Consider the following 22,038-nt stretch of genomic DNA (forward strand, 5'->3'; position numbering starts at 1 on the left):
ATGTTAAATCGAAGCAATATTTCTTTGGCCGCCAAGGTTTACTTAGAAATTCTGGCAAGCCCGAAGCATCGCCGCGTGCCTAGGAGGCCGAACCGCGGGCGGGCCGGCGCAGGATGAATTCCCGATCCGTGGTCGAACCCACCTGGAAGCCGTATTCGCCCGCCCGGACGAAGCCGTGCCGCTCATAGAATCGCTGCGCGCCGTGGTTTTCCGACCAGACCCCGATCCACAGGTCGCGCGGTCCGGCGGCCAGCAGCCAGTCGATGGCCTCGGCGAACAGCCGGCGGCCGGTCCCGCCGTTCTGCCATGGCTTCAGCAGATAGAGGCGCTTCAGTTCGCCGCAGGCGGGCGTCACCTCCGGGTGGGGCAGGGCGCAGGGCCCGGCCAGGGCATGGCCCACCACCTCACCGCCGGCCTCCACCAGCCAGGTGGCCTTGGCGGGATCGGCCAGATCGGCGCGGGCCTGATCCACGTCGTAGGCCTCGGCCAGGAAGGCGGCCAGTTCGTGGGCGGGATAGAGGTGGCCGAAGGTTTCGCTGAAGGTGCGGACGCCGATGGCCGCGACAATCTCGGCCTCGTCGGGACGGGCGCGGCGGATTATGGGTTCCTGCATGCTGCTCGCTGCGATCTGCGGGGAAGGATGAGTCGCCAATGACCGTCGGGCTCTACACCCATCTCGACATGCTCGACCACCGTCCGGGCGAAGGCCATTACGAGCGGCCGGAACGGCTGAGCGCGGTGGTCGAAGCCCTGGACGACGCCAGCGACCTTCGCCTGGACCGCCGCGAGGCGCCGCTGGTGGAGGTCGCCGACCTCGCCCGGGTGCACCTGGCCGACTATGTGGACGCCATCGTCGCCTCGGCCCCGACCACCGGGCGGCTGATGCTGGACGGCGACACCTTCATGTCCCCCGGCAGCCTGGCGGCGGCGCGACGGGCGGCGGGCGCGGTGGTGAGCGCCGTGCGCGACGTGGCCGCCGGCGACCTGCAGCGCGCCTTCTGCGCCGTGCGCCCGCCGGGCCACCACGCCGAGCCGCACTTGCCGATGGGGTTCTGCATCTTCTCCAACGTCGCGGTGGCCGCCCGCGTGGCCCAGGCCGCGGGGTTGCAGCGGGTGGCGGTGGTCGATTTCGACGTCCATCACGGCAACGGCACCCAGGCCGCGCTCGGCGGGGTTGCGGACACCTTCTTCGTCTCGGTGCAGCAGTGGCCCATGTGGCCCGGCACCGGTCACCCGGCGGAGAGCGTTCCGGACAATATCCGCAACGCGGTGGTCCCGCCCGGCGCCGCGCGGGAGGCCTGGCGCCGGCAGTTCGAGGGACTGATGAGCCATGTCGACGCCTTCGCGCCGGACCTGATTCTGGTCTCCGCCGGCTTCGACGCCCACGCCCGCGACCCGATCGGCGATTCGACCCAGAACCTGGAAGCCGAGGATTTCGATTGGGCCACAAGGGCCATCGTCTCGGTCGCCAACGCCCACGCGAAAGGTCGGGTTGTGTCCTCGCTCGAGGGCGGTTACGACCTTGAGGCTCTGGGTCGCTCTGCGCTTGCGCATGTTCGGGCCCTGTCTTTGGGGTGAAGGGCGGAGCCGGGTCGCGCATTGCGCGGACAAGGGCTTTCAGATGACATGGCCGACGCTTTGACCGCCGACCCCCGATCCCAGTCCGCGAAACGTCCCGGCGCCATCATCCTGGCCCGCCACGGCGAACCCGCCCTGTCGCGCGACGTCATCCTGACGGCCGGCGGCTACCGGGACTTCTGGGCCAAGTACGAAGAAATGGGCCTGCGGCCGGGTCAGACGCCGCCGACGGCGCTGATGGACCAGATCGCCTCGGCCGGGGCGGTGATCTCCTCGGTGCGCCCCCGCTCGATCGAGAGCGCGGTCGCCCTCTGCCGGGGGCGCGAGTTCGCCCGCGAAGAAATGTTCGTCGAGGCTCCCCTGCCGCCGCCCAACTGGCCGGGATTCGTCAAGCTCGCCCCCCGGACCTGGGGCTTCCTCGCGCGCTTCTGGTGGTGGTTCTTCGATCACCATGAGGGCGGCGAGACCCGCCGCCAGGCCGAGGCCCGCGCCGATCAGGCCGCCTCGCGAATCGAGGCCCTGGCCGCCGACGGCGGTGACGTGGTGGTGTTGGCCCACGGCTTCTTCAATTTCATGATCGGCCGCGCCCTGCGCCGGCGGGGCTGGAAGATGACCGCCAACCAGGGCTGGAAGTACTGGTCGACCCGGCGATACGAGCGCCCCTGAGATCATCGCCGTTGCGGGGTTCCTCCGCCCTTACTAGGTTGCACAGTTCCTCAGGGGATTTGGAATGGCCGAAGCCGCCGACATCGATGGGCTATCGTTCGAGCAGGCGCTGGCCGAGCTGGAACGGATTGTCGGCCAGTTGGAGTCCGGCCAGGCGCCGCTCGATGAGTCGGTGAAGCTCTACGAGCGCGGCGCGGCGCTGAAGGCCCATTGCGAGAAGCGGCTGGAGGCGGCGCGGCTGCAGGTCGAGAAGATCGTGGTGGGCGCGGGCGGACAGGCGAGCGTCGAACCGGCCGAGTTCAACTAGGATGTCCCTGGCCCAACGCGTGGCCGAGGCGGCGGATCTCGTCACCGTGGCGTTGGACGAGCTGCTGCCCCGCGCCGAGGGGCCTGAGTCGCGGCTGACCGAGGCGATGCGCTATGCGGCTCTGGGGCCCGGCAAGCGGCTGCGCACCTATTTCGCCATCGAGACCGGCAAGATGTTCGACCTGGCCGATCGGCCGGTGCTGCGCGCGGCCTGCGCCCTGGAATGCGTCCAGGCCTACAGCCTGATCCATGACGACCTGCCGGCCATGGACGACGACGACATGCGCCGTGGCCGTCCGACCGTGCACAAGGCCTATGACGAGGCCACCGCCATCCTGGCCGGCGACGCCCTCCAGACCGTGGCCTTCGAGATCCTGGCCCATCCCGACACCCACAAGGACGGCAATGTCCGCGCCGAGATGGTGCTGAAGCTCGCCCAGGCGGCCGGTGCGCGCGGCATGTGCGGCGGCCAGATGATCGACATGCTGGGCGTTCGCGACGACCTGGGCGCCGTGGCCCGCATGCAGCGGCTGAAGACCGGCGCCCTGATCGCCGTGGCCTTCGAGCTGCCCCTGATCATGGCCCATTCCGGAGACGGCGAACGCCACGCCCTGATGGCCTTCGCCCAGGACCTGGGCCTGGCCTATCAGATCGTCGACGACCTGCTGGACGCCGAGGGCGAGAGCGCCACCCTGGGCAAGAAGGCCGGCAAGGACGCGGCCATGGGCAAGGCCAACTACGTGACCCTGCTGGGCGCCGAGGCCGCCCGCGAGCGTCTGACCCTGCTGGCGGAACAGACCAAGGCGCACCTGGACCCCTTCGGTCCGCGGGCCGAATTCCTGCGGGCGAGCGTCGATTTCGTGCTAGAGCGCCGGAACTGATTTCATTGCAGCGTCTCCTGTAAAACATGCCGCCAGTCACGCCTCTGCTCGACAAGGTCTCGTTCCCCAAGGACACCCGCGGGTTCAACGGGGCCGAGCTTCGGCAGCTCGCCGACGAGGTGCGCGCCGAGATGATCGACGCCGTTTCCCAAACCGGCGGCCACTTCGGCGCGGGTCTGGGCGTGGTCGAGCTGACCGTCGCCCTGCACCACGTTTATGAGACCCCGCAAGACATTCTGATCTGGGATGTCGGCCACCAGGCCTATCCGCACAAGATCCTCACCGGCCGCCGCGACCGCATCCGCACCCTGCGCCAGGGGGGCGGCCTGTCGGGCTTCACCCGGCGCAGCGAAAGCGAGTACGACCCGTTCGGCGCGGCCCACGCCGCAACCTCGATCTCCGCGGCGCTGGGTTTCGCCGCCGCCCGGGACGCGCACGGCAAGCATCACAGCGTCGTGGCCGTGATCGGCGACGGCTCGATGAGCGCGGGCATGGCCTACGAGGCCATGAACAACGCCTGCGAGACCACGGGCCAGCTCACCGTCATCCTCAACGACAATGACATGTCCATCGCCCCGCCGGTGGGCGGGATGAGCGCCTATCTGGCCCGCGTGGTCTCCGGCGGCGGCTACCAGTCGCTGCGCAACCTCGGCAAGTCGGTGGCCAAGGTGCTGCCGCGACCGATGCGCGAGGCCGCCCGCAAGGCCGAGGAATACGCCCGCGGCATGGTCACCGGCGGCACCCTGTTCGAGGAGCTCGGCTTCTACTATGTCGGCCCCATCGACGGGCACGACCTGGACGCCCTGGTCCCGATCCTCAGGAACGTTCGGGAGATCAAGGACAAGCCGGTCCTGGTCCACGTGGTGACCCAGAAGGGCAAGGGATACGCCCCCGCCGAGAGCGCCGCCGACAAGCTGCACGCCGTGGTCAAGTTCGACGTGGTCACCGGCCAGCAGGCCAAGGCCGTCCCGGTTGCGCCGACCTACACCAAGGTCTTCGCCCAGGAGCTGATCAAGCAGGCCGAGCGCGACAACACGATCGTGGCCATCACCGCGGCCATGGATTCCGGCACCGGGCTCGACCTGTTCGCCAAGCGCTTCCCCGAGCGCACCTTCGACGTGGGTATCGCCGAGCAGCATGCGGTGACCTTCGCCGCGGGCCTGGCCGCCGACGGCATGAAGCCGTTCTGCGCCATCTACTCGACCTTCCTGCAGCGCGGCTACGACCAGGTGGTGCACGACGTGGCCATCCAGCGCCTGCCGGTGCGCTTCGCCATGGACCGCGCGGGCCTTGTCGGCGCCGACGGAGCGACCCATGCCGGCTCCTTCGACATCGGCTTCATGGGCGCCCTGCCGGGCATGATCCTCATGGCCGCCGCCGACGAGGTCGAGCTGGCCCGCATGGTGGCCACCGCCGCGGTCATCGACGATCGGCCGAGCGCCTTCCGCTATCCGCGCGGGGAGGGCCTGGGCCTGACCCTGCCCGACATCGCCGAGCCGCTGGAGATCGGCAAGGGCCGCATCGTCCGCGAGGGTACGGCGGTCGCCATCCTGTCCTTCGGCACGCGGCTGTCCGAGAGCCTGAAGGCCGCCGACCTGCTGGCCGCGCGCGGCCTGTCGGCCACGGTCTGCGACGCACGCTTCGCCAAGCCCCTGGATATCGAGCTGATCCTGCGCCTGGCCCGCGAGCACGAGGCCCTGATCACGGTCGAGGAAGGCGCCATGGGCGGCTTCGGCGCCTTCGTGCTGCAGGCGCTGGCCGAGCACGGCGCCCTGGACCGCGGCCTCAAGGTCCGCACCCTGAACCTGCCCGACACCTTCCAGGAGCATGACAAGCCCGACGCCATGTACGTCGAGGCCGGCCTCGACGCCGAGGGCATCGTGCGTGGAGCCCTGGCGGCCCTGGGCGTCGACAACGTCAACGCCGCGGGTCGGCGGGCCTAGCTACTTACAGGCGCCGAAGAACTTCCGCACCGCGCCCTTTGGGGCCGGGGGCAGGGCGAGCGTCTCGCCCAGGGCGGTGACACTTACCACGCCCGTCTTCCTGAAAGCCGCGACCAGGGGCGCCCGGGTTGAGAACTCCGCCGTGACCAGGGCGCCCTCGGTGATCTGGTCCGGATCGGCCAAACCGCGCAGGGTCACCGAGGCCGGAGCCGACGCCACCGTCACGCTGGTCGGAATGCGCGTGCCTAGCGGCCTGCCCATCTCGGCCATCACCTGGACCTGCCCGGACTTGGGCGTGCAGCGGAAAGCCACCGGCTGGTCGTCGGTGTCGGGCGTGGCGTAGCGCAGCCAGGCGTCATTGTCCTTGGGCGTCTGCACCATCCAGACACGGGTGTCCTGGGCCTGGGCGGCGGTGGCCGTGACAGCGTAGATCAGGATCGTCGCGAGCTTCATGCAGCGAAGCTAGCACCACGTCCGGGGGCGCATCTAGGCGGCGCGGCAGGTGGCGAGGAAGCTGCGGACCACCTCGCGTTCACCCGCGCGGACCGGCAGCTTGGCGCTGGAGCCATCGCCGCCGATCGAGAGGTCGCCGGTTCGGGCGAAATTGGTCAGGGTCGGGTTGGTGGCTGGGGTCTGAGCCTCGATCAGCGCCTCGCCCTCGGCCATGGCCGGAACGATCTGGCCGGGCAGGCGGGTGGTGCGTTCGTTCGACCTGAGCTCGATGGCGTGGGCCGGACGGTTCTCCGGCGCGGCCACCGTGACCATGACCTCGCCCGAGCGCGCCTGGCAGGTCATCATCAGCAGCAGGTTGTCGCTATGGGGCTCGCCGAAGGCCAGCTTCGCGCCCTCGCCCTCGGCGTGGTTCAGCGACCAGGCCATGCCGGGCGCTGTCGGCGACCTGGCCTGCTGAGCGCAGGCGGCCAGTAGGCAGAAAAGTCCCAGTCCGGCGATCGTACGGCGACGCATGACGACGCTCCCTTCGCATGGAGAACGCCGCCCCGGACGGAAACGATCCGTTTCAGGGTCAGAACGGGGTGAAGCGCTCGATCAGGGACTGCCCCGCCGGGGTCTTCTGGACCCGGCTGATGTCGCCGCGGCCGCCGTAGCTGATGCGGGCCTCGGCGATCTGCGTATGGCGGATGGTGTTGGCCGAGGTGATGTCCTCGGGCCGCACGATTCCGGCGACGGTGAGCTGGCGCAGCTCGGCGTTGGTGCGCACCTCCTGGTTGCCCTGGATCACCATGTTGCCGTTGGGCAGGACATTGGTCACCACCGCGGCGATGGTCAGGGAGATCTTCTCCGAGCGGGTCACCGCCCCGGTTCCCTGGTTGTTGGTGCTGGAGTTGGTGTTGATGGCGTTGGCCGGATCGAAGCCGCCCGGCAGGATCTTGCCCAGGCTGGATTCCAGGCCCAGGAAGTTGTCCACCCCGGCGCTCATGCCCGAGGTCCGCGAGCTGTTGCTGGCGTTGGAGGTCTGGGCCGAGTCGTTAATGTCGATCTGGACGGTGAGGATATCGCCCACGCGGTTGGCCCGCTGGTCGATGAAGAAGGCCCGCGCGCCCGTGCGCCACAGGGAGTTCGCCGAGGCCGCCTGGGGCATGGGCTGGGTGGCCGAGGCGAAGGTCGGCTGTTCGCGCCCGACCAGTTGCGACGGATAGCCGACCGGGGCCAGCTCAGGACCCTTCACGGCCTCCGTCACGGTGGAGCAGGCGGCCAGCGGGGCCAGGGCGATGAGGGCGAGGACGGGAAGGCGCATGGGATGAAGGCTCACTAGCGAAGCGCGATTTGGGTGCGGCGGGCGGAGCGAAGCTGGTCGGCGGCGGGCCCGACGAGGGCCTGGCCGGGCCCGCTGGCCACGGCCTGGATCATCTTCTTGGAGGTGGTGTTCTGGACGCTCAGGGCCTCGCCCTGGCTGGCGGCGGTCATCGCCTTGCCCTGCAGGGCCAACGAGACGCCGTCGTTCTCGTAGAGGACCGTGATCAGCTCGCCGGCCTTGATCACCTGAGGTGCGGACACGTCCCGGGCGGAAACGCTCGCGCCGGCCCTCAAGGGGCGTTTGGCGGCCAGGCCGATGATCGCCTCGGCGTCGCCGGGCGCGTCATGAGGCGCGGCGGCGGCCTTGCCCCAGACCAGATCCTGCGGCTGGACGATCTCGCCGGCCGAGAGGCTGCGGGCATAGGTCAGGACCTCGACATTGCCGCGAACAGCCGCCGCGGTCGCGCCGGGCGAGCCGCCGCGGACCACGATGCGGCGGATGCCCTCGGCGTTCGCCCAGGCCAGGCCATTGCGCCGCGCGAGCCCTTGCACGGCCCCGGCGTCCAGCACCGTTGAGGCGCCGGGCTTGGCCGCGACCTGGACCCTGCCTGCCGCGCCGGCGCCTTCGAACAGGTCCGACAGGGTGACCATGCCGTCGTCGTCGAGGACCTCGGCCTTCAGCGTGACGTTGGTGGCGGACAGCGCCGGGCCGGCGATCAGCCAGGCGGCGGAGACGGCGACGAGCAGGGCGCGGGTCATGATCAGGACCGGATGTTGCTGGCGGTGCGCAGCATTTCGTCGGCCGAGGTGATGACCTTGGAGTTCATCTCATAGGCGCGCTGGGCGACGATCAGGGCGGTGATCTCGCTCACCGCGTCGACATTCGAGGCCTCGGTGTAGCCCTGGCTGAGCGTGCCGATGCCGTCATTGCCCGGCGTGCCGGTGGTGGCCGCGCCCGAGGCGGCGGTCTCCAGCAGCAGGTTGTCGCCGATGGCGTCCAGGCCGCCTTCGTTGACGAAGGTGGCGAGCTCGATATTGCCGATCACCTCGGGCGAGGTCTGGCCGGCGCGGATCGCCTGGACCTGGCCGCTCTTGGAGATCGAGATGTCTGTGGCGTCGCCGGGAATGGTGATGGCCGGCTGGATCAGGTAGCCGTCCTCGGTCACCAGCTGGCCCTGGTCGTTGGTCGAGAGGTTGCCGGCCCGGGTGTAGGCGGTCTCGCCTGCCGGCATCAGCACCTGGAAATAGCCGCGGCCGGAAATGGCGATGTCCAGCTTGTTGCCCGTCGCGGTCATCGTGCCCTGTTCGGTGATCCGGTAGACGGAGCCGGCCTTCACGCCGCCGCCGACCTGCACGCCGGTCGGAACGACGTTGCCCTGGTCGGAGGACTGGGCGCCGGCCCGTTCCAGGGTCTGGTAGAGCAGGTCCTGGAACTCCGCGCGCTGCTTCTTGAAGCCCACGGTGTTCATGTTGGCGATGTTGTTGGAGATGACCTCAACATTCAGCTGTTGGGCGGCCATGCCGGTGGCGGCGGTGCGAAGCGCTTGCATCGACTAGACTTTCTTTAGTTCAGCTTGCCCATCCGCTCGATCGAGCGGCGGGAGAGTTCAGCGTTGGCGTCCATCATCTTGGCCATCGACTCATAGGCCCGGGTGACCTCGATCATCCGGGTGATCTCGGTGATCGGCTTGACGTTCGAGCCCTCCAGCATCCCCTGTTTGACGCGGGCGTCGGGGGCGGCCTGGGGCTGGTCGTTGGAAGTGTTGCGGTAGAGGTTGTCGCCGACCTTCTCGAGCACCGAGAGCTGGTCGAAGCGGGCCACGCCCACCTTGCCGACGATCTCCTCGCCCTGGCTGACCGTGCCGTCCGGAGCGATGGTGACGGGGCCCTTCTTCGGATCGATGACAAGCTCGCCGCCGTCGCCCAGTACGGGCAGGCCGTCCTGGGTGACCAGCTTGCCGGCGTCGTCCAGGCGGAAGCGGCCATCGCGGGTGTACTGCTCGCCCTCGGCCGTGGAGACCTTGAAGAACCCGTCGCCCTCGACGCCGAGGTCGAAGGTCCCGCCGGTCATCCGCAGGGTCCCCTGGCGGAAGTCGCGGCCGACGCCGCGATCCAACACGAACTTCACGGGGCGGGGCCCCTGGGCGGTCACCGCCGGCGACATGGGTTCGGTCTCCACCAGCAGGCTCTCGACCTTGAAACCGGTGGTGTCGGCGTTGGCGATGTTGTTGGCCACGATGTCCATTTCGCGGCGCAGCGTCATCTGCCGCGAAAGTCCGACGTAGAGGGCGTTATCCATCGAAAGCGGGCCTTAACCTGCGTCACTTTTCCCAGCCGTCTCGCTGCAAACTTCGGGCCAAAGCGAAAGCGCAGCAATTTCAATGAGAAACAAAGTTAACGCCGGCCGATCGGCGGATTCTGCCGGGCAGGATTCGTGGCGCGTTAACACCGGTTAAAAACCGATCCTTAACCATGGTCGGGCGATGAGACGGGGATAAGATTCTAAGGAGCGCGCACGCGTGGCCAAGGACAAGGTCAAGGAAGCCCCGCCGGAGGCGGACGCCGCCGAAGGCGAAGAAGGCGAAGGCGCGCCTGCCAAGAAGAAAATCCCGCTCAAATTCCTGATCATCGGCGGCGTGGCCGCTGTGCTGGTCCTGGGGGGCGGCGGGACCGCCGGCTTCATGCTGCTCAAGCCCAAGCCGGACGAGGCGCACGCGGGCAAGGAGAAGGACAAGAAGAAGGAAAAGAAGGGCGAGAAGAAGGAAGGCGAGAAGCTCGCGGGCGAGGTCCGCGAAGGACCCGACGGCATCCTGTTCTACACCATGCCCAATGTGGTGGTGAACATGCAGACCGCCGACGGCCGCGCCACCTTCCTGAAGCTGAAGCTCACCCTGGAAGTGCCCGACCAGGAGACGGTCGACCTGCTCGAGCCGAACATGCCCAGGCTGCAGGACATGTTCCAGACCTTCCTGCGCGAGCTGCGTCCCGAGGACCTGCAGGGGTCGCAGGGTTCCTACCAGCTGCGCATGGAGATCCAGCGCCGGGTGAACCTGGTCATCGCGCCGTCGAAGGTGAATGCGGTCCTGATCGAGGAGATGCTGATCAACTAGGCCCGCCAGGGCCTGGTCGACGCGTAACCCATGGACGAAGAACCGCAGATCATCGGGGGCATGCAGGGCGGGATAAACCCCGACGATCCCTCGACGTGGGAGAACCCCGACGCCCAGGTCGAAGGCCTGATCGGCGCCGAGCGGATCCTGAACCAGGACGAGATCGACAGCCTCCTGGGCTTCGACCTCTCGGACGAGGAGGCGGCCGAGCGTTCGGGCATCCGGGCGATCATCAATTCGGCCCTGGTCTCCTACGAGCGCCTGCCGATGCTGGAGATCGTCTTCGACCGCCTGGTGCGGTTGATGACCACCTCCTTGCGGAACTTCACGTCCGACAACGTCGAGGTCAGCCTCGACAACATCTCGTCGATCCGGTTCGGCGACTACCTGAACTCGATCCCCTTGCCGGCCATCCTCTCGGTGTTCAAGGCCGAGGAGCTGGAGAACTACGGCCTGCTGACGGTCGACTCCAACCTGATCTACTCGATCGTCGACGTGCTGCTGGGCGGCCGGCGCGGCACCGCGGCCATGCGCATCGAGGGCCGTCCCTACACCACCATCGAACGCGTGCTGGTCCAGCGGATGGTCGAGGTCGTGCTGGCCGACGCCAAGCAGGCCTTCGAGCCCCTGACCCCGGTGACCTTCACCCTCGACCGGCTCGAGACCAATCCCCGCTTCGCCGCCATCGCGCGGCCGGCCAATGCGGCGATCCTGGTGAAGCTGCGGATCGACATGGAAGACCGCGGCGGGCGCATCGAGCTGCTGCTGCCCTACGCCACCCTCGAGCCGATCCGGAAGATGCTGCTGCAGCAGTTCATGGGCGAGAAGTTCGGCCGCGACAACATCTGGGAAGGCCACTTGGCCACCGAGCTCTGGACCACCCAGATGGAGGTCCGCGCCGTGCTCGACGAACAACAGCTCAGCCTGCGGGAAGTGCTCGATTTCAAGGTTGGCGACACCCTCATGCTGAACGCCACCCCCGACAGCCAGATCGAGCTGCGCGCGGGTTCGATCCCGCTGACCCGCGGCCGCATGGGCCGCCGCAACCATCACATCGCCGTCCGCGTCGACAGTCCGCTGTCGCCCCACGCCAAGAAAGCCATCCAGAGGGTCAAATGAGCATCATCGCCATCGGCATGAACCTGATGCTGGCCGGTCTGCTGACCGCGGCCCTGCTGATGGGTTACCGGCTGAACGCCCGCCTGAAGGCCCTGCGCGACAGCCATGAGGGCTTCGCCAAGGCCGTCGGGGAACTGGACGCCGCCGCCGCCCGCGCCGAACAGGGCCTGGCGGACCTGCGCGCCGCTACGGACGAGGCGCACGACGCCCTGGCCGACCGCATCGCCAAGGCCCGCGAGCTGACCGCCAAGCTGGATCGCCAGCTGCAGGGCGCCCCGCAGGTCTCGGCCCGGGTCGAGCCCATGCGCGGCCGCGAGCGCGAACGCGAGGACCTGGAGCTGGGCGACGTGGAGCGCGTCACCCACCGGCTGGGCTCGCTGCTCTCCGCCGCCCGCGATCCCCGCCCCGACCGCACCGTCCGCCGCGAACTGGCGCCGGTGCGCGAGCGTCCCCGCTTCGACGACGACCTGTTCGACATCGACGACGAGCCGATGCGCGCCGGAGGCCGTCGATGAGGAACATGCCCCGCATCCTGCCCCTGATCGGCGTCACCATCGCCGGGGTCATGGGCCTGAACGCCCTGGCGGGCGCCCAGTCGCTGCCGGACCTGGTGTCCGGCGCGCGTGCGTTCGCGGAAGAAGCCGCCAAGGGTCCCAAGGAAAAGCCGTCCAAGGACGAGATGAAGGCCGAGACCGGCCTGGCCAAGGACGCCGCGGCCAAGGTGGCCCTGCCGTCCGCCGCCAGGCCTCCGGCCGTCTGCGCGCCCACCGCCGCGGAGTTGGCCAAGGAGGCAGGCCTCTCGCCCGCCGAACTCCAGGTGCTGCAAAGCCTGGGCGCCCGCCGCGGCCAGCTCGACAAGCGCGAGCAGGAGTTCGACGTGCAGCTGGCCCTGATGGCCGCCGCCGAGGCCAAGCTCGACGCCAAGATGAAGGCCCTGACCGGGCTGAAGGGCGACATCCAGGGCCTGATGGTCCAGGCCAACGGCAAGGAGCAGGCCGAGATCGACCGCCTGGTGAAGGTGTTCGAGACCATGAAGGCCAAGGACGCCGCGCCGCGCCTGGTGGGCCTGGACGACGCCGTGCGCGTGCCCATCGCCGCCAAGATGAAGGAGCGCTCGCTGGCGCCCATCCTGGCCGCCATGCCGCCGGCCGAGGCGCGCAAGCTGACCGAACTGCTGGCCCGCCGCTTCAGCGACGTGAAGAAGGTGGCCGAGGCCGCCAACGCCACGGCCGACGCGGCCGCGGCCGGGGTCGGCGCGCCCGCCGCGCCGGCCAAGGCTCCGGTCAAGGCCGCGGCGAAGGCCCCGCCCAAAGCCAAGCCCAAGCCTGCGGCCCAGGCCGCGGCCGCGCCGCCCAAGGCTGCCCCGCTCGCCGATCCGGCCGCCGCGCCGGCGCCCAAGGCCGGATAGGGCCGTGGGTCTGCGCCACGCCCTTCGCTCGACGGTGGCGGCGATCGCCATCGCGGGCGTCGTCGCGCCTCCGGGCCTGGCGGCGCCGGCCAAGGCCGTGGCCCCGCGCGGGCCGCTGGACGTGCGCGTGGCCCAGGCGCGGGACTTCTCGCGCATCGAGTTCCATTGGTCGGGCGGCGCTCGCGCGGTCAGCCGCCGTGACGGCCAGAAGCTGATCCTCAAGTTCAACCGCGACGCCAGTCCGGACATCGCTCGCCTGCGGGTCGACCCGCCGCGCTGGCTGAAGACCGCGGAGGCCAGGCGCTCGGCCGGCGGCGGCCTGGAACTGGTGCTGACCCTGGCCGACGACGCCGACGCCAAGGTCGGCGTCGACGGGGGCGCCACCTATGTGAACCTGTTCGAGAAGCCGCCCGCTCCGGTGGCCGAGGCCGCGCCGGCGGAGGTCGCCGAGGCGGAGGCGCCGCCCGAGCCCCCTCGCGCCAATCCGGTCCCGGCCGGCGGCGTGGTCCGCATGGAGGCCAGGGTCGCCAACGGCCAGGTGAGCTTCAGCTTCCCCTGGGCAAATCCCAACGGGGCGGCGGTGTTCCGTCGCGGCGACGCCATCTGGGTGGTGTTCGACGCCCCGGCCAAGCTGGACGTCTCCACCGCCCCGCGGGGCCTGCGCCATTTCACCGGCATGCAGGCCATGACCGGGACCAGCTATTCGGCGGTGCGCATCGCCACCCCGGCCTCGACCCCGTTCTTCGCCGCCAGCCAGGGGGCGGTCTGGACCGTCACGCTCGGGCCCGGCGCCCAGGGCCAGCAGGCCAGTCTGGTGCGCATCGCTCGCGACCAGGCCGGCGGCCCGGCAGGCCTGAAGGCCGCGGTGGCCGGGATCACCGGGACGCTGGTGGTGGCCGATCCCGTGGTCGGCGACAGCCTGCAGGTCGTGACCGCGCTCGGCCCCGCCAAGGGCCTGCCCTCGCGCCGCGAGTTCGTGCAGATGGCACTGCTGCCCTCGGCCCAGGGCCTGGCGGTGGAGTCCTACGTCGAGGACCTCTCGGTCAGCCGCGAGGGCGACCTGATCCATATCGGTCGTCCCCAGGGCCTGGCCCTCTCGCCAGCCGCGGCCGGGGCCGAGCGGGTCCAGTCGGTGATGGGCGCCCCGCAGCAGGCCAGCATGCCCGGCCTGATTGACGCCACCTGGAGCAAGACCGGGTCCGGCGGCTTCCTGGCCCGCTACAACGCCCTGCTCTCGGCCTCCAACGAGGAGGCCGCCAAGGGCGCGGACGCGCCGTTGGCCGCGCGCATGGCGCTCGCCCGGTTCCTGGTCGGTTCGGAGCTGTCGTTCGAGGCCATCGGGGTGCTCAACGACGCCGTGCGCCGCCATCCGGCCCTGGCCGACGATCCCGAGTTCCGCGGCCTGCGCGGCATCGCCCGAGTGATGGCGCGGCGATACAAGGAGGCCCAGGCCGACTTCTCCGCCCCGATCCTCTCCGACGATCCCTCCAGCGCGCTCTGGCGCTCCTACATCGCCGTCCAGCTCGCCCAGTGGCCGGAGGCGCGCGCCCAGTTCTCCTCCGGCGCCGAGGCCTTCAACCAGTTCTCGCCCAAGTGGAAGGCGCGCTTCGCCCGCTCCGACGCCCAGGCCGCGCTGCAACTCGGCGACCTCAACGGCGCCGAGGGCCGCATCCGCCTGGCCCTGATGGACAAGACCGAGCCGCTGGAGGAGCTGGCCACCCGGCTGGTCCAGGCCCAGGTGGTCGAGGCGCTGGGCCATACCGACCGCGCCTTGCGGATCTATGCGGCCGTCGCCGGCGCGCCGATCGAGAGCCTGTCGGCGCCGGCCCTGCTGCACGCCACCCAGATCCGCCTCGACACCGGAAAGATCACCCCGCTGCAGGCGGCCAACGTGTTCGACGGCCTGCGCTACCGTTGGCGCGGCGACTCCACCGAGCTGGAGACTATCCGCGCGCTGGGCCAGCTCTATCTGAACCAGGGCCGCTATCGCGAGGCCCTGGAGGCCCTGCGCTCGGCCGGCCAGCGGCTGCCCGACCTGCCGGCCGCCCTGCAACTCCAGACGGACCTGGCCGCGGCCTTCCGCGCCCTGTTCCTGGACGGCGCCGCCGACGGCCTGGAGCCGATCCAGGCGCTGGCCCTGTTCTTCGACTTCAAGGAGCTGACCCCGCTGGGCGCCGACGGCGACCTGATGGTCCGTAAGCTGGTCCGCCGGCTGGTCGACGTCGACCTGCTGGACCAGGCCGCCCAGCTCTTGAGCTACCAGGCCGAAAACCGCCTGGACGGGGTGCCCCGCGCCCAGGTGGCCACCGACCTCGCCCTCATCTACCTGATGGACCGCAAGCCCGAGAAGGCCATGCAGGCCATCAACGGCTCGCGCACCACCATCCTGCCGACCTCGCTCAACAACGAACGCCGCCTGGTGGAGGCCCGCGCCCTGATGGGCCTGGGCCGTCTCGACCACGCCCTGGAGGTGATCGACCGCGACGCCTCCCGCGAGGCCAACGACCTGCGAGCCGAGGTGATCTGGAAACAGAAGGACTGGCCCGCGGCCGGCGGCCAGTTCGAGAAGAGCCTGGGCGACCGCTGGAAGCAGCCCGGCGCCCTCACCAGCGAGGAGGAGGGCAAGCTGCTGCGCGCCGGCGTCGCCTTCAGCCTGGCCGGCGACGAGCCCGCTCTCGACCGCCTCAACCAGCGCTACGGCGGCTTCTACGACCAGGCCCGCAATCCCGAGGCCCTGCGCGTGGCCCTGACCGGCGTGCAGTCGGGCCGCCTGAACGTCGCCGACTTCGGCCGGGTGACCGCCGACAACGAGGCCTTCTCCGGCTGGGTCGACAAGATGAAGGTCCGCTTCCGGCAGAAGCCGGGACCGACGGGCGGCGCCAAGCCCGCCGCTGCTCCCGCCAAGCAGGCGGCGACCGGTGCGGCTCCGGCGGCCAAGGGCTGACCCAATAGCCGCTCATCCCGGCGAAGGCCGGGACCCAGATTCATCCAGGGCGCCTAGTGAGTTTCACCTGGGTCCCGGCCTTCGCCGGGATGAGCGGGGGTACGCCCTATCCCCCGCCGCCCCCGCGCTGGAAGCTCTCGACCAGGCTGCCCGCCACCAGCCGCCAGCCGTCCACCAGGACGAAGAAGATCAGCTTGAAGGGCAGCGACACCACCACCGGGGGCAGCATCATCATGCCCATGCTCATCAGCACACTGGCCACCACCAGGTCGATGACCAGGAAGGGGATGAACAGCAGGAAGCCGATCTCGAAGGCGCGCTTCAGCTCCGAGATCATGAAGGCCGGCGTCACCACCTGCAGCGGGGTCTCGGCGATGGTGGCCGGGCGCTCGATCTTGGACAGGCGGATGAACAGGGCCAGGTCCTCGCGGTCCACCTGGCTCAGCATGAAGGTCTTCACCGGCGCGCTGGCCGCGTCGAAAGCCGCCGGGATCTCCATCTGCTGGTCCATCAGCGGCTTGATCCCCTCGTCATAGGACCGCTGCAGGGTCGGGCCCATGACGATTGCCGTCAGGAACAGGGCCAGGCTGATCAGCACGGCGTTGGGCGGGCTCTGCTGCAGGCCGAGCGCCGTGCGCAGCAGGCCCAGCACCACCACGATCCGCACGAAGGATGTGGTCATGATGACGATCGACGGCGCCAGCGACAGCACCGTCAGCAGGCCCATGAGCTGGACCACCCGCTCGGTGAGGCCGGCCCCGGTGCCGAGGTCGATGTTCACCGCCTGGGCGGCGGCCGCGACCGGGAAGATCAGGGCAGCCAGGGTGGCCAGGACCGACAGGCCCGCGGCGCGGCGCCAGTCGGCGGCCTCGAGATGAAACAGGGCGGAGAAGAGCTTGCGCATCACGCCGCCGTCTTGGGTTTGCGCTGGGCGGGGGGCTGGGTCAGCACCTGGCCCTCGCCCAGCAGCAGCAGGCGCTCCTGGCCGTCGAAGGAGACCACCACCAGCCGCCGGGAGGGGTCGAGCACCAGGCTCTCCACGATGGCCAGCCGCCGTTCCTTGCGGGTGGGCGAGAACCGCGCGAGCGCGTCGGGTCCGAAGCGGCGCAGCGCCACGGCGGCCATGCCCACCAGCCCCAGGGTCAGGGCGAGCGCGAAGACCGCGCGGACGAAGTCGGCGAATTCCATCGGGGAGGGCGGGTCCGAAGACGAGGAGAGCGTGTCGGCTCAAGGGTTTGCCCCAAGGCTCCTTAAGGGCCGGTTAACCCTGTTTGTTCACCATAACCGCCATGAATCTCGCCGAAATCCCGCTGTTCTCCATGCTGCGCGGCCGGCTGGGCCACCTGAGCGAGCGCCAAAGGGTGGTCTCTCAGAACGTGGCCAATTCCGACACGCCCGGCTACACGCCCTCGGACGTGAAACCCTACAGCTTCGAGGCCCAGGTGAAGGGCGTGGTCCTGACTCCGGTGCAGACCCCGACCCAGCCCGGCCACATGACCGCGCCGGGGGTCCGCAAGGGGCTGGGCAGTCAGTTCAAGTCGGTGAAGGCCCGCGACTCCGAGACCACCCTCGACGGCAATTCGGTGGTCCTGGAAGAAGAGATGATGAAAATGGCCGACGCGCGCATGAGCTATGACGCGGCCATCGGCTTCTACCAGAAATCGCTGGGCCTGCTGCGCATGGCCAGCCGCGCGCCCGGCCGCGGTTAGAGAGGCCTAGATGCCCAACATCAAGCCGGTCTCCGGCGCGCCGCAGGCCATCGCCACCACCGCCCTTCGCGCCCAGCAGGCGCGGATGCGGATCATCGCCGAGAACATGGCCAATGCGAACTCCGTGGCGCGCCAGGCCGGCGGCGATCCTTACCGCCGCCAGGTGCCGGTGTTCGAACCGGTGAAGACCGAAGCCGGCCAAGGCGTGCGCATGTCCAGGGTCGCCCCCGACCCGAAGGACTTCCGCAACGTCTACGACCCCAGCCATCCCTCGGCGGACACCAAGGGCTATGTGAAGCTGCCCAATGTCGACACCCTGATCGAGGCGCTCGACATGAAGGAGGCCCAGCGGGCCTACGAAGCCAACCTCAACGTGATCGAGACGGCGCGCGCCATGGAAATGCGCACCCTCGACATGCTCAAGAAATAGGGCGCTGACCGATGATGACCGCCCTCGCCGCCGCCAAGGCCTACGCCGCCACCCAGAACAGCGGGATCAAGGCGCCCACCGGCGCCCAGGAAGACGGCGGCCTCGACTTCGGCGCCATGGTCAAGTCGGCCATCCAGGACGCCATGACGGCGACCAAGACCGCCGAGACCCAGATCGCCGCCAACGTGGCCGGCAAGGCCGAGCTGATCGACGTGGTCACGGCCATCTCGGCCGCAGAGGCCAGCCTGGAGACCGTCATGGCGGTCCGCGACCAGGTGATCAACGCCTACCAGGAAATCATGCGGATGCCGATCTGACCGATCCTGTCTAAGGTTGGTCCATGGCCCAACCTGCGATCGAGCTCATCGACATCGAAAAGCGCTACGGCGCCCATGCGGCGCTGGACGGGGTCAGCCTGTCGGTCGCCCCGGGGGAGTTCGTTGCCCTGGTGGGCGCCTCTGGCTCGGGCAAGACCACCCTGCTCAAGACCATCAACGGCCTGGCCTGGCCTGACGCCGGGACCGTGCGCGTCACCGGGGACCTGACCGCCAGCCGCGCGCCGCATGAGCTGCGCCGGCGGATCGGCTATGTGTTCCAGGAGATCGGCCTCTTCCCGCACCTGACCGTGGGCGAGAACATCGCCATCACCCCGAAATTGCTCGGCTGGGACAAGGCCAGGATGGCCGCCCGCGTCGACGAGCTACTGGACCTCGTCGCCCTGCCGCGCGAGGTGGCCGCTCGGCTGCCGTCCGCCCTCTCCGGCGGCCAGAGGCAGAGGGTCGGCGTGGCTCGGGCGCTCGCCGCCCAGCCGGCCATCCTGCTGATGGACGAGCCCTTCGGCGCGCTGGACCCGGTCACCCGCGAGGAGCTCGGCTCCGACTACCGCGCCCTGCATGAAAAGCTCTCGCTCACCACCGTCATGGTCACCCACGACATGACCGAGGCCGTTCTGCTGGCCGACCGGATCGTGGTGCTGAAAGCCGGGCGCATCGTCGCCGACGGGACCCCGGGCCACCTGCTCGCCACCAGCCGCGACCCTGACGTCCTGTCCCTGCTGGAGGCCCCGCGCCGCCAGGCCGAGCGGCTGCGCGCCCGGCTGGAGGCCGCCTCGTGAACCCTCGGGTGGCGGACGCCTTCGCCCTGCTGCCGGAATATCTCGGCTGGCACGTGCTGCTCAGCGCCAGCGCGCTGGCGCTCGGCCTGCTGATCAGCCTGCCGCTGGCGGTGGCCGCCAGCCGCAGCCAGCGTCTACGCTGGCCGGTCCTGGCGCTGGCGGGCCTGATCCAGACCATTCCGAGCCTGGCCCTGCTGGCCCTGTTCTACCCGCTGCTGCTCGCCCTCTCGGCCCTCAGCTTGGCGACCTTCGGCCAGGGCTTCTCGGCGCTGGGCTTCCTCCCCTCGCTGCTGGCGCTCACCCTCTATTCGATGCTGCCGATCCTGCGCACCGCCACGGCCGGTATCCTCGGCGTCGATCCCGCGGTGCGCGAGGCCGCCGACGGCGTCGGCATGACCGCCCGCCAGCGCCTGCTGCAGGTCGAGCTGCCGCTGGCCATGCCGGTGATCATGGCAGGGGTGCGCACGGCCGCGGTCTGGACCATCGGGGCCGCGACCCTCTCCACCCCGGTCGGCCAGACCAGCCTGGGCAACTACATCTTCGCGGGGCTGCAGACCGAGAACTGGGTCTTCGTCCTGTTCGGCTGCGCGGCCTCGGCGGGGCTGGCCCTGGTCGCCGACCAGCTCCTGGGCCTGATCGAGACGGGAGCTGCGCGGCGTCGGCGCGTCCTGATCTTGGCCGGCGCCGCGCTGCTGGCGGTGGGCGTGGCCGCGGCCCTGCTGCCGCTCGCCAGCTTCGGCAAGCCGGCCAGCTACGTGGTCGGCGCCAAGAACTTCTCCGAGCAGTACATCCTGGCCGAGCTGATGGCCGGGCGGCTGGAGGGCGCAGGCGGTCAGGTCTCGCGCAAGGAGGACCTGGGCTCGGCGGTGGCCTACCGCGCGCTCGCCGCCGGCGAGCTCGATGTCTATGTCGACTATTCCGGCACCCTCTGGACCAACGTCCTGAAGCGGCAGGACAATCCCGGCCGCGCGGCGGTCCTGGCCGAGCTGACCACCGAGCTGAAGCGCCGCGACGGGGTGGTGGTCCTCGGTTCCCTGGGCTTCGAGAACGCCTACGCCTTCGCCATGCGCGCCGACCGCGCCCGGACGCTGGGCGTCACCAGCCTGGCCGACCTTGCCCGCGAGGCGCCGCGCCTGACCCTGGGTTCGGACCTGGAGTTCCTGTCGCGGCCGGAGTGGAAGGGCGTCGACGCCGCCTATGGCTTCAATTTCAAGGCCGAGCGGTCCTTCCAGCCCACCTTCATGTACCGGGCCCTGTCGGGCGGCGAGGCCGACGTGATCTCGGCCTTCTCGTCCGACGGCCGCATCGCCGCCGACAAGCTGATCGTGCTGACCGATCCGAAGGGCGCCCTGCCGCCCTATGACGCGGTGATCCTGATCTCGCCCAAGCGGGCAGGGGACGCCAAGCTGATCGAGGCCCTGCGGCCCCTGGTCGGCTCGATCAGCGTCGAGGCCATGCGCGCCGCCAACTACAGCGTCGACCGCGACACAGGGAAGGCCACGCCCGCCGAGGCGGCGCGCGGGCTTGAGCGGGGGCTTGCGGCGCAGTCGGCCAACGCGGCGCCCTGAACAAGTTCAGTTCGGGTGGGCCCCTGCGGCGGCCGCCAGTTTGAGGGCTTCCTTCAGCGCCTCGTCGGTATGGACGGCGACGTCGGGGGCGACGCCCTTGCCCTCCCAGTCCCAACCGGTGTCGGGATCGTAGGTGCGTCCGACCGGGACGAAGGCCGCGAACCGCTCGCCGATGGTCTGCAGGCCGCCATAGTGACCCGCGCCGCGAGTGGATTCGCCGATCAGCGTCGCCCGGCGGGTGCGCTTGAAAGCCAGGGCCAGGTGCTCGCCGGCCGAGGCCGTGCGTCGCGAGGTCAGGTAGTAGACCGGCACGCGCTGCAAGCGGGTTTCGGCGTCGGGGCTCACGACGTGATCGTGGCTGACGATGGTGGGCGGCGACGGCTGGCGCAGCAGGGTCTGGCCGTCGCGTATCGGTCCGAAGTCGGCGACGGAGGCGCGGGTGTCCATCCGCACCAGGTGGGTGGTCCGCGCGTAGAGCAGCGGCAGGATCGCGTCCATGATGCCCAGGCCGCCGCCGCGGTGGGGCCGCGCGTCGATGATCACCGCCTTGGCGTCGGCGTGGGCCAGCAGGAAGCTTCGTGCCGCCTCGGTCGCCGCCGGGTCGTCCAGAAACTGGTTGAATCGCAGATAGGCGACGTCGCCCATCATCTGCGCAGCCTCCAGGCCCGGCGGGCCGCTGCTGCGCGCGCTGGCGGGGACGTCGGCGGCGGGGGGACGCGGCTGTTCGAACGCCTTTTGCGTGGCGAGCCGCAGGTGACCATCCTTGGCCACCGCCTGCAGGTCGGCTGTGACCCGTTCGCCGAACGCGGCGGGGTCGGTCAGACCATCATAGGCGCCGCTCTTGAGGTTGGCCCGCAGCATGGCCGCGTACCGGGCGCCGACATCCGGGAACAGAAAGTCGGCTTCGAGGGCCTTGGCCAGGTCCTCGATGACAACACCTCGCTCGGCGGCCGACATGGGCATGACCGGCGCAGGCGTCGCCGTGGGGGCAGGCGGTGCGGCCGCGACGATGGACGGGCTGGCGAACAGGGCCAGGGCCGAGCAGGCGGCCAACAACGAATGTCGCATGGAAACTCCCTTCGAGCCGTCGAGTGATGCGACCTCGGGCGGCCCCGCGCAAATTAAGATGCGGTAAGGCCACGGTGGGTCCGGAGTCCCGGATTCTCCCTTCGTTAACCATAGCTGGGCAAAATTGACCTAGCTTCCAACCTAGCTCCACGCGTACCCAAGAGGCCCCCGATGAACGGCGCCGAAGTTCTGGACGTCGGCCGCGACGCCATCTGGCTCACCATCCAGCTGTCCGCCCCCGTGCTCATCGTCGGCCTGGTGGTCGGCGTCGGCATCGGCCTGATGCAGGCGCTCACCCAGATCCAGGAAGCCACCCTGGTCTATGCGCCGAAGATCGTGGCGATCTTCATCTCGCTGCTGGTCTTCCTGCCGCTGATGGGAGCCCTGATGAGCGGCTTCATGCGCCAGATCGCCGCCCGCATCGCGGCGATGTAGCGCG

Annotated in this window: 26 protein-coding genes; 16 read left to right on the top strand and 10 right to left on the bottom strand. The window is 69.8% G+C overall.

Going from position 1 to position 22,038, the window contains the following annotated elements; translation table 11 throughout:
• Positions 1-79: 79 nt before the first annotated feature.
• Entirely contained in the window at positions 80-613 is a 534-nt protein-coding gene (locus tag M9M90_RS06120) for a GNAT family N-acetyltransferase (protein ID WP_254836276.1), read from the bottom strand.
• Positions 614-651: 38 nt separating this feature from the next.
• Between M9M90_RS06120 and M9M90_RS06125 the strand changes: the two genes are divergently transcribed.
• From M9M90_RS06125 to dxs, 5 genes are all read left to right on the top strand, one after another.
• Positions 652-1,578 carry a histone deacetylase family protein gene (locus M9M90_RS06125; protein WP_254836277.1) on the top strand — a complete coding sequence of 309 codons (927 nt, stop codon included), beginning with the start codon at positions 652-654 and terminating at the stop codon, positions 1,576-1,578.
• A 48-nt stretch (positions 1,579-1,626) separates the two neighbouring features.
• The gene (locus tag M9M90_RS06130) at positions 1,627-2,244 is read left to right on the top strand and encodes a phosphoglycerate mutase family protein (RefSeq protein ID WP_254836278.1); all 618 of its coding nucleotides are present in this window, start codon (positions 1,627-1,629) and stop codon (positions 2,242-2,244) included.
• A gap of 64 nt (positions 2,245-2,308) precedes the next feature.
• The gene (locus M9M90_RS06135) at positions 2,309-2,551 is read left to right on the top strand and encodes an exodeoxyribonuclease VII small subunit (RefSeq protein ID WP_254836279.1); all 243 of its coding nucleotides are present in this window, start codon (positions 2,309-2,311) and stop codon (positions 2,549-2,551) included.
• A 1-nt stretch (position 2,552) separates the two neighbouring features.
• A complete protein-coding gene (locus M9M90_RS06140; protein ID WP_254836280.1) occupies positions 2,553-3,431 on the top strand; it encodes a polyprenyl synthetase family protein in 879 nt (292 codons plus the stop codon).
• 26 nt (positions 3,432-3,457) lie between these two features.
• Positions 3,458-5,374 carry a 1-deoxy-D-xylulose-5-phosphate synthase gene (gene dxs / locus M9M90_RS06145; protein WP_254836281.1) on the top strand — a complete coding sequence of 639 codons (1,917 nt, stop codon included), beginning with the start codon at positions 3,458-3,460 and terminating at the stop codon, positions 5,372-5,374.
• On the opposite strand, the gene M9M90_RS06150 is transcribed toward dxs, so the two are convergent.
• From M9M90_RS06150 to flgF, 6 genes are read right to left on the bottom strand one after another with little or no spacing between them, the layout of a single operon-like run.
• Positions 5,375-5,827 carry a hypothetical protein gene (locus M9M90_RS06150; RefSeq protein ID WP_254836282.1) on the bottom strand — a complete coding sequence of 151 codons (453 nt, stop codon included), beginning with the start codon at positions 5,825-5,827 and terminating at the stop codon, positions 5,375-5,377. It abuts the gene before it with no gap.
• 33 nt (positions 5,828-5,860) lie between these two features.
• Positions 5,861-6,340 (bottom strand): hypothetical protein, encoded by a 480-nt coding sequence (locus tag M9M90_RS06155; RefSeq protein ID WP_254836283.1) that lies wholly within the window; start codon positions 6,338-6,340, stop codon positions 5,861-5,863.
• 58 nt (positions 6,341-6,398) lie between these two features.
• A complete protein-coding gene (gene flgH, locus M9M90_RS06160; RefSeq protein ID WP_254836284.1) occupies positions 6,399-7,130 on the bottom strand; it encodes a flagellar basal body L-ring protein FlgH in 732 nt (243 codons plus the stop codon).
• A gap of 14 nt (positions 7,131-7,144) precedes the next feature.
• Complete coding sequence (gene flgA, locus M9M90_RS06165; protein WP_254836285.1) at positions 7,145-7,888, bottom strand: flagellar basal body P-ring formation chaperone FlgA; 744 nt, start codon at positions 7,886-7,888, stop codon at positions 7,145-7,147.
• A gap of 2 nt (positions 7,889-7,890) precedes the next feature.
• Positions 7,891-8,679, bottom strand: a complete 789-nt coding sequence (gene flgG, locus M9M90_RS06170) for a flagellar basal-body rod protein FlgG (RefSeq protein ID WP_254836286.1) — start codon at positions 8,677-8,679, stop codon at positions 7,891-7,893.
• 14 nt (positions 8,680-8,693) lie between these two features.
• Positions 8,694-9,428 carry a flagellar basal-body rod protein FlgF gene (gene flgF / locus M9M90_RS06175; RefSeq protein WP_254836287.1) on the bottom strand — a complete coding sequence of 245 codons (735 nt, stop codon included), beginning with the start codon at positions 9,426-9,428 and terminating at the stop codon, positions 8,694-8,696.
• A 220-nt stretch (positions 9,429-9,648) separates the two neighbouring features.
• Here flgF and M9M90_RS06180 point away from each other — a divergent pair, with 220 nt between their 5' ends.
• The 5 genes from M9M90_RS06180 to M9M90_RS06200 are packed head-to-tail and all read left to right on the top strand — an operon-like array spanning position 9,649 to position 15,710.
• Positions 9,649-10,239, top strand: a complete 591-nt coding sequence (locus M9M90_RS06180; RefSeq protein ID WP_254836288.1) for a flagellar basal body-associated FliL family protein — start codon at positions 9,649-9,651, stop codon at positions 10,237-10,239.
• Between the two features lie 30 nt (positions 10,240-10,269).
• On the top strand, positions 10,270-11,358 hold the full coding sequence (fliM, locus tag M9M90_RS06185; protein WP_371876903.1) for a flagellar motor switch protein FliM: 1,089 nt from the start codon (positions 10,270-10,272) through the stop codon (positions 11,356-11,358).
• Positions 11,355-11,873 (top strand): DUF6468 domain-containing protein, encoded by a 519-nt coding sequence (locus tag M9M90_RS06190; RefSeq protein WP_254836289.1) that lies wholly within the window; start codon positions 11,355-11,357, stop codon positions 11,871-11,873. The genes fliM and M9M90_RS06190 overlap by 4 nt, the downstream gene beginning before the upstream one ends.
• A complete protein-coding gene (locus M9M90_RS06195) occupies positions 11,870-12,766 on the top strand; it encodes a MotE family protein (protein ID WP_254836290.1) in 897 nt (298 codons plus the stop codon). The genes M9M90_RS06190 and M9M90_RS06195 overlap by 4 nt, the downstream gene beginning before the upstream one ends.
• A gap of 4 nt (positions 12,767-12,770) precedes the next feature.
• Positions 12,771-15,710, top strand: coding sequence for a tetratricopeptide repeat protein (locus M9M90_RS06200; protein WP_254836291.1), 2,940 nt, complete (start codon positions 12,771-12,773; stop codon positions 15,708-15,710).
• A gap of 106 nt (positions 15,711-15,816) precedes the next feature.
• On the opposite strand, the gene fliP is transcribed toward M9M90_RS06200, so the two are convergent.
• Positions 15,817-16,614, bottom strand: coding sequence for a flagellar type III secretion system pore protein FliP (gene fliP, locus M9M90_RS06205; RefSeq protein WP_371876922.1), 798 nt, complete (start codon positions 16,612-16,614; stop codon positions 15,817-15,819).
• Positions 16,614-16,898, bottom strand: a complete 285-nt coding sequence (locus M9M90_RS06210) for a flagellar biosynthetic protein FliO (RefSeq protein ID WP_254836293.1) — start codon at positions 16,896-16,898, stop codon at positions 16,614-16,616. The genes fliP and M9M90_RS06210 overlap by 1 nt, the downstream gene beginning before the upstream one ends.
• 101 nt (positions 16,899-16,999) lie before the next feature.
• On the opposite strand from M9M90_RS06210, the gene M9M90_RS06215 reads away from it, so the two are divergent.
• From M9M90_RS06215 to M9M90_RS06235, 5 genes are read left to right on the top strand one after another with little or no spacing between them, the layout of a single operon-like run.
• A complete protein-coding gene (locus M9M90_RS06215; protein WP_254836294.1) occupies positions 17,000-17,419 on the top strand; it encodes a flagellar basal body protein in 420 nt (139 codons plus the stop codon).
• A gap of 10 nt (positions 17,420-17,429) precedes the next feature.
• Positions 17,430-17,849, top strand: a complete 420-nt coding sequence (flgC, locus tag M9M90_RS06220) for a flagellar basal body rod protein FlgC (RefSeq protein ID WP_254836295.1) — start codon at positions 17,430-17,432, stop codon at positions 17,847-17,849.
• An 11-nt stretch (positions 17,850-17,860) separates the two neighbouring features.
• Positions 17,861-18,166 (top strand): flagellar hook-basal body complex protein FliE, encoded by a 306-nt coding sequence (locus tag M9M90_RS06225; RefSeq protein WP_254836296.1) that lies wholly within the window; start codon positions 17,861-17,863, stop codon positions 18,164-18,166.
• A gap of 23 nt (positions 18,167-18,189) precedes the next feature.
• A complete protein-coding gene (locus M9M90_RS06230; protein ID WP_254836297.1) occupies positions 18,190-18,963 on the top strand; it encodes an ABC transporter ATP-binding protein in 774 nt (257 codons plus the stop codon).
• Positions 18,960-20,531, top strand: coding sequence for a glycine betaine ABC transporter substrate-binding protein (locus tag M9M90_RS06235; protein WP_254836298.1), 1,572 nt, complete (start codon positions 18,960-18,962; stop codon positions 20,529-20,531). The genes M9M90_RS06230 and M9M90_RS06235 overlap by 4 nt, the downstream gene beginning before the upstream one ends.
• Positions 20,532-20,537: 6 nt before the next feature.
• On the opposite strand, the gene M9M90_RS06240 is transcribed toward M9M90_RS06235, so the two are convergent.
• Positions 20,538-21,599 (bottom strand): S41 family peptidase, encoded by a 1,062-nt coding sequence (locus M9M90_RS06240; RefSeq protein ID WP_254836299.1) that lies wholly within the window; start codon positions 21,597-21,599, stop codon positions 20,538-20,540.
• A gap of 171 nt (positions 21,600-21,770) precedes the next feature.
• Here M9M90_RS06240 and fliQ point away from each other — a divergent pair, with 171 nt between their 5' ends.
• Complete coding sequence (fliQ, locus tag M9M90_RS06245; protein ID WP_254836300.1) at positions 21,771-22,034, top strand: flagellar biosynthesis protein FliQ; 264 nt, start codon at positions 21,771-21,773, stop codon at positions 22,032-22,034.
• Positions 22,035-22,038: the final 4 nt, after the last annotated feature.

Source organism: Phenylobacterium sp. LH3H17, from assembly GCF_024298925.1.
Classification (GTDB): Bacteria; Pseudomonadota; Alphaproteobacteria; order Caulobacterales; family Caulobacteraceae; genus Phenylobacterium.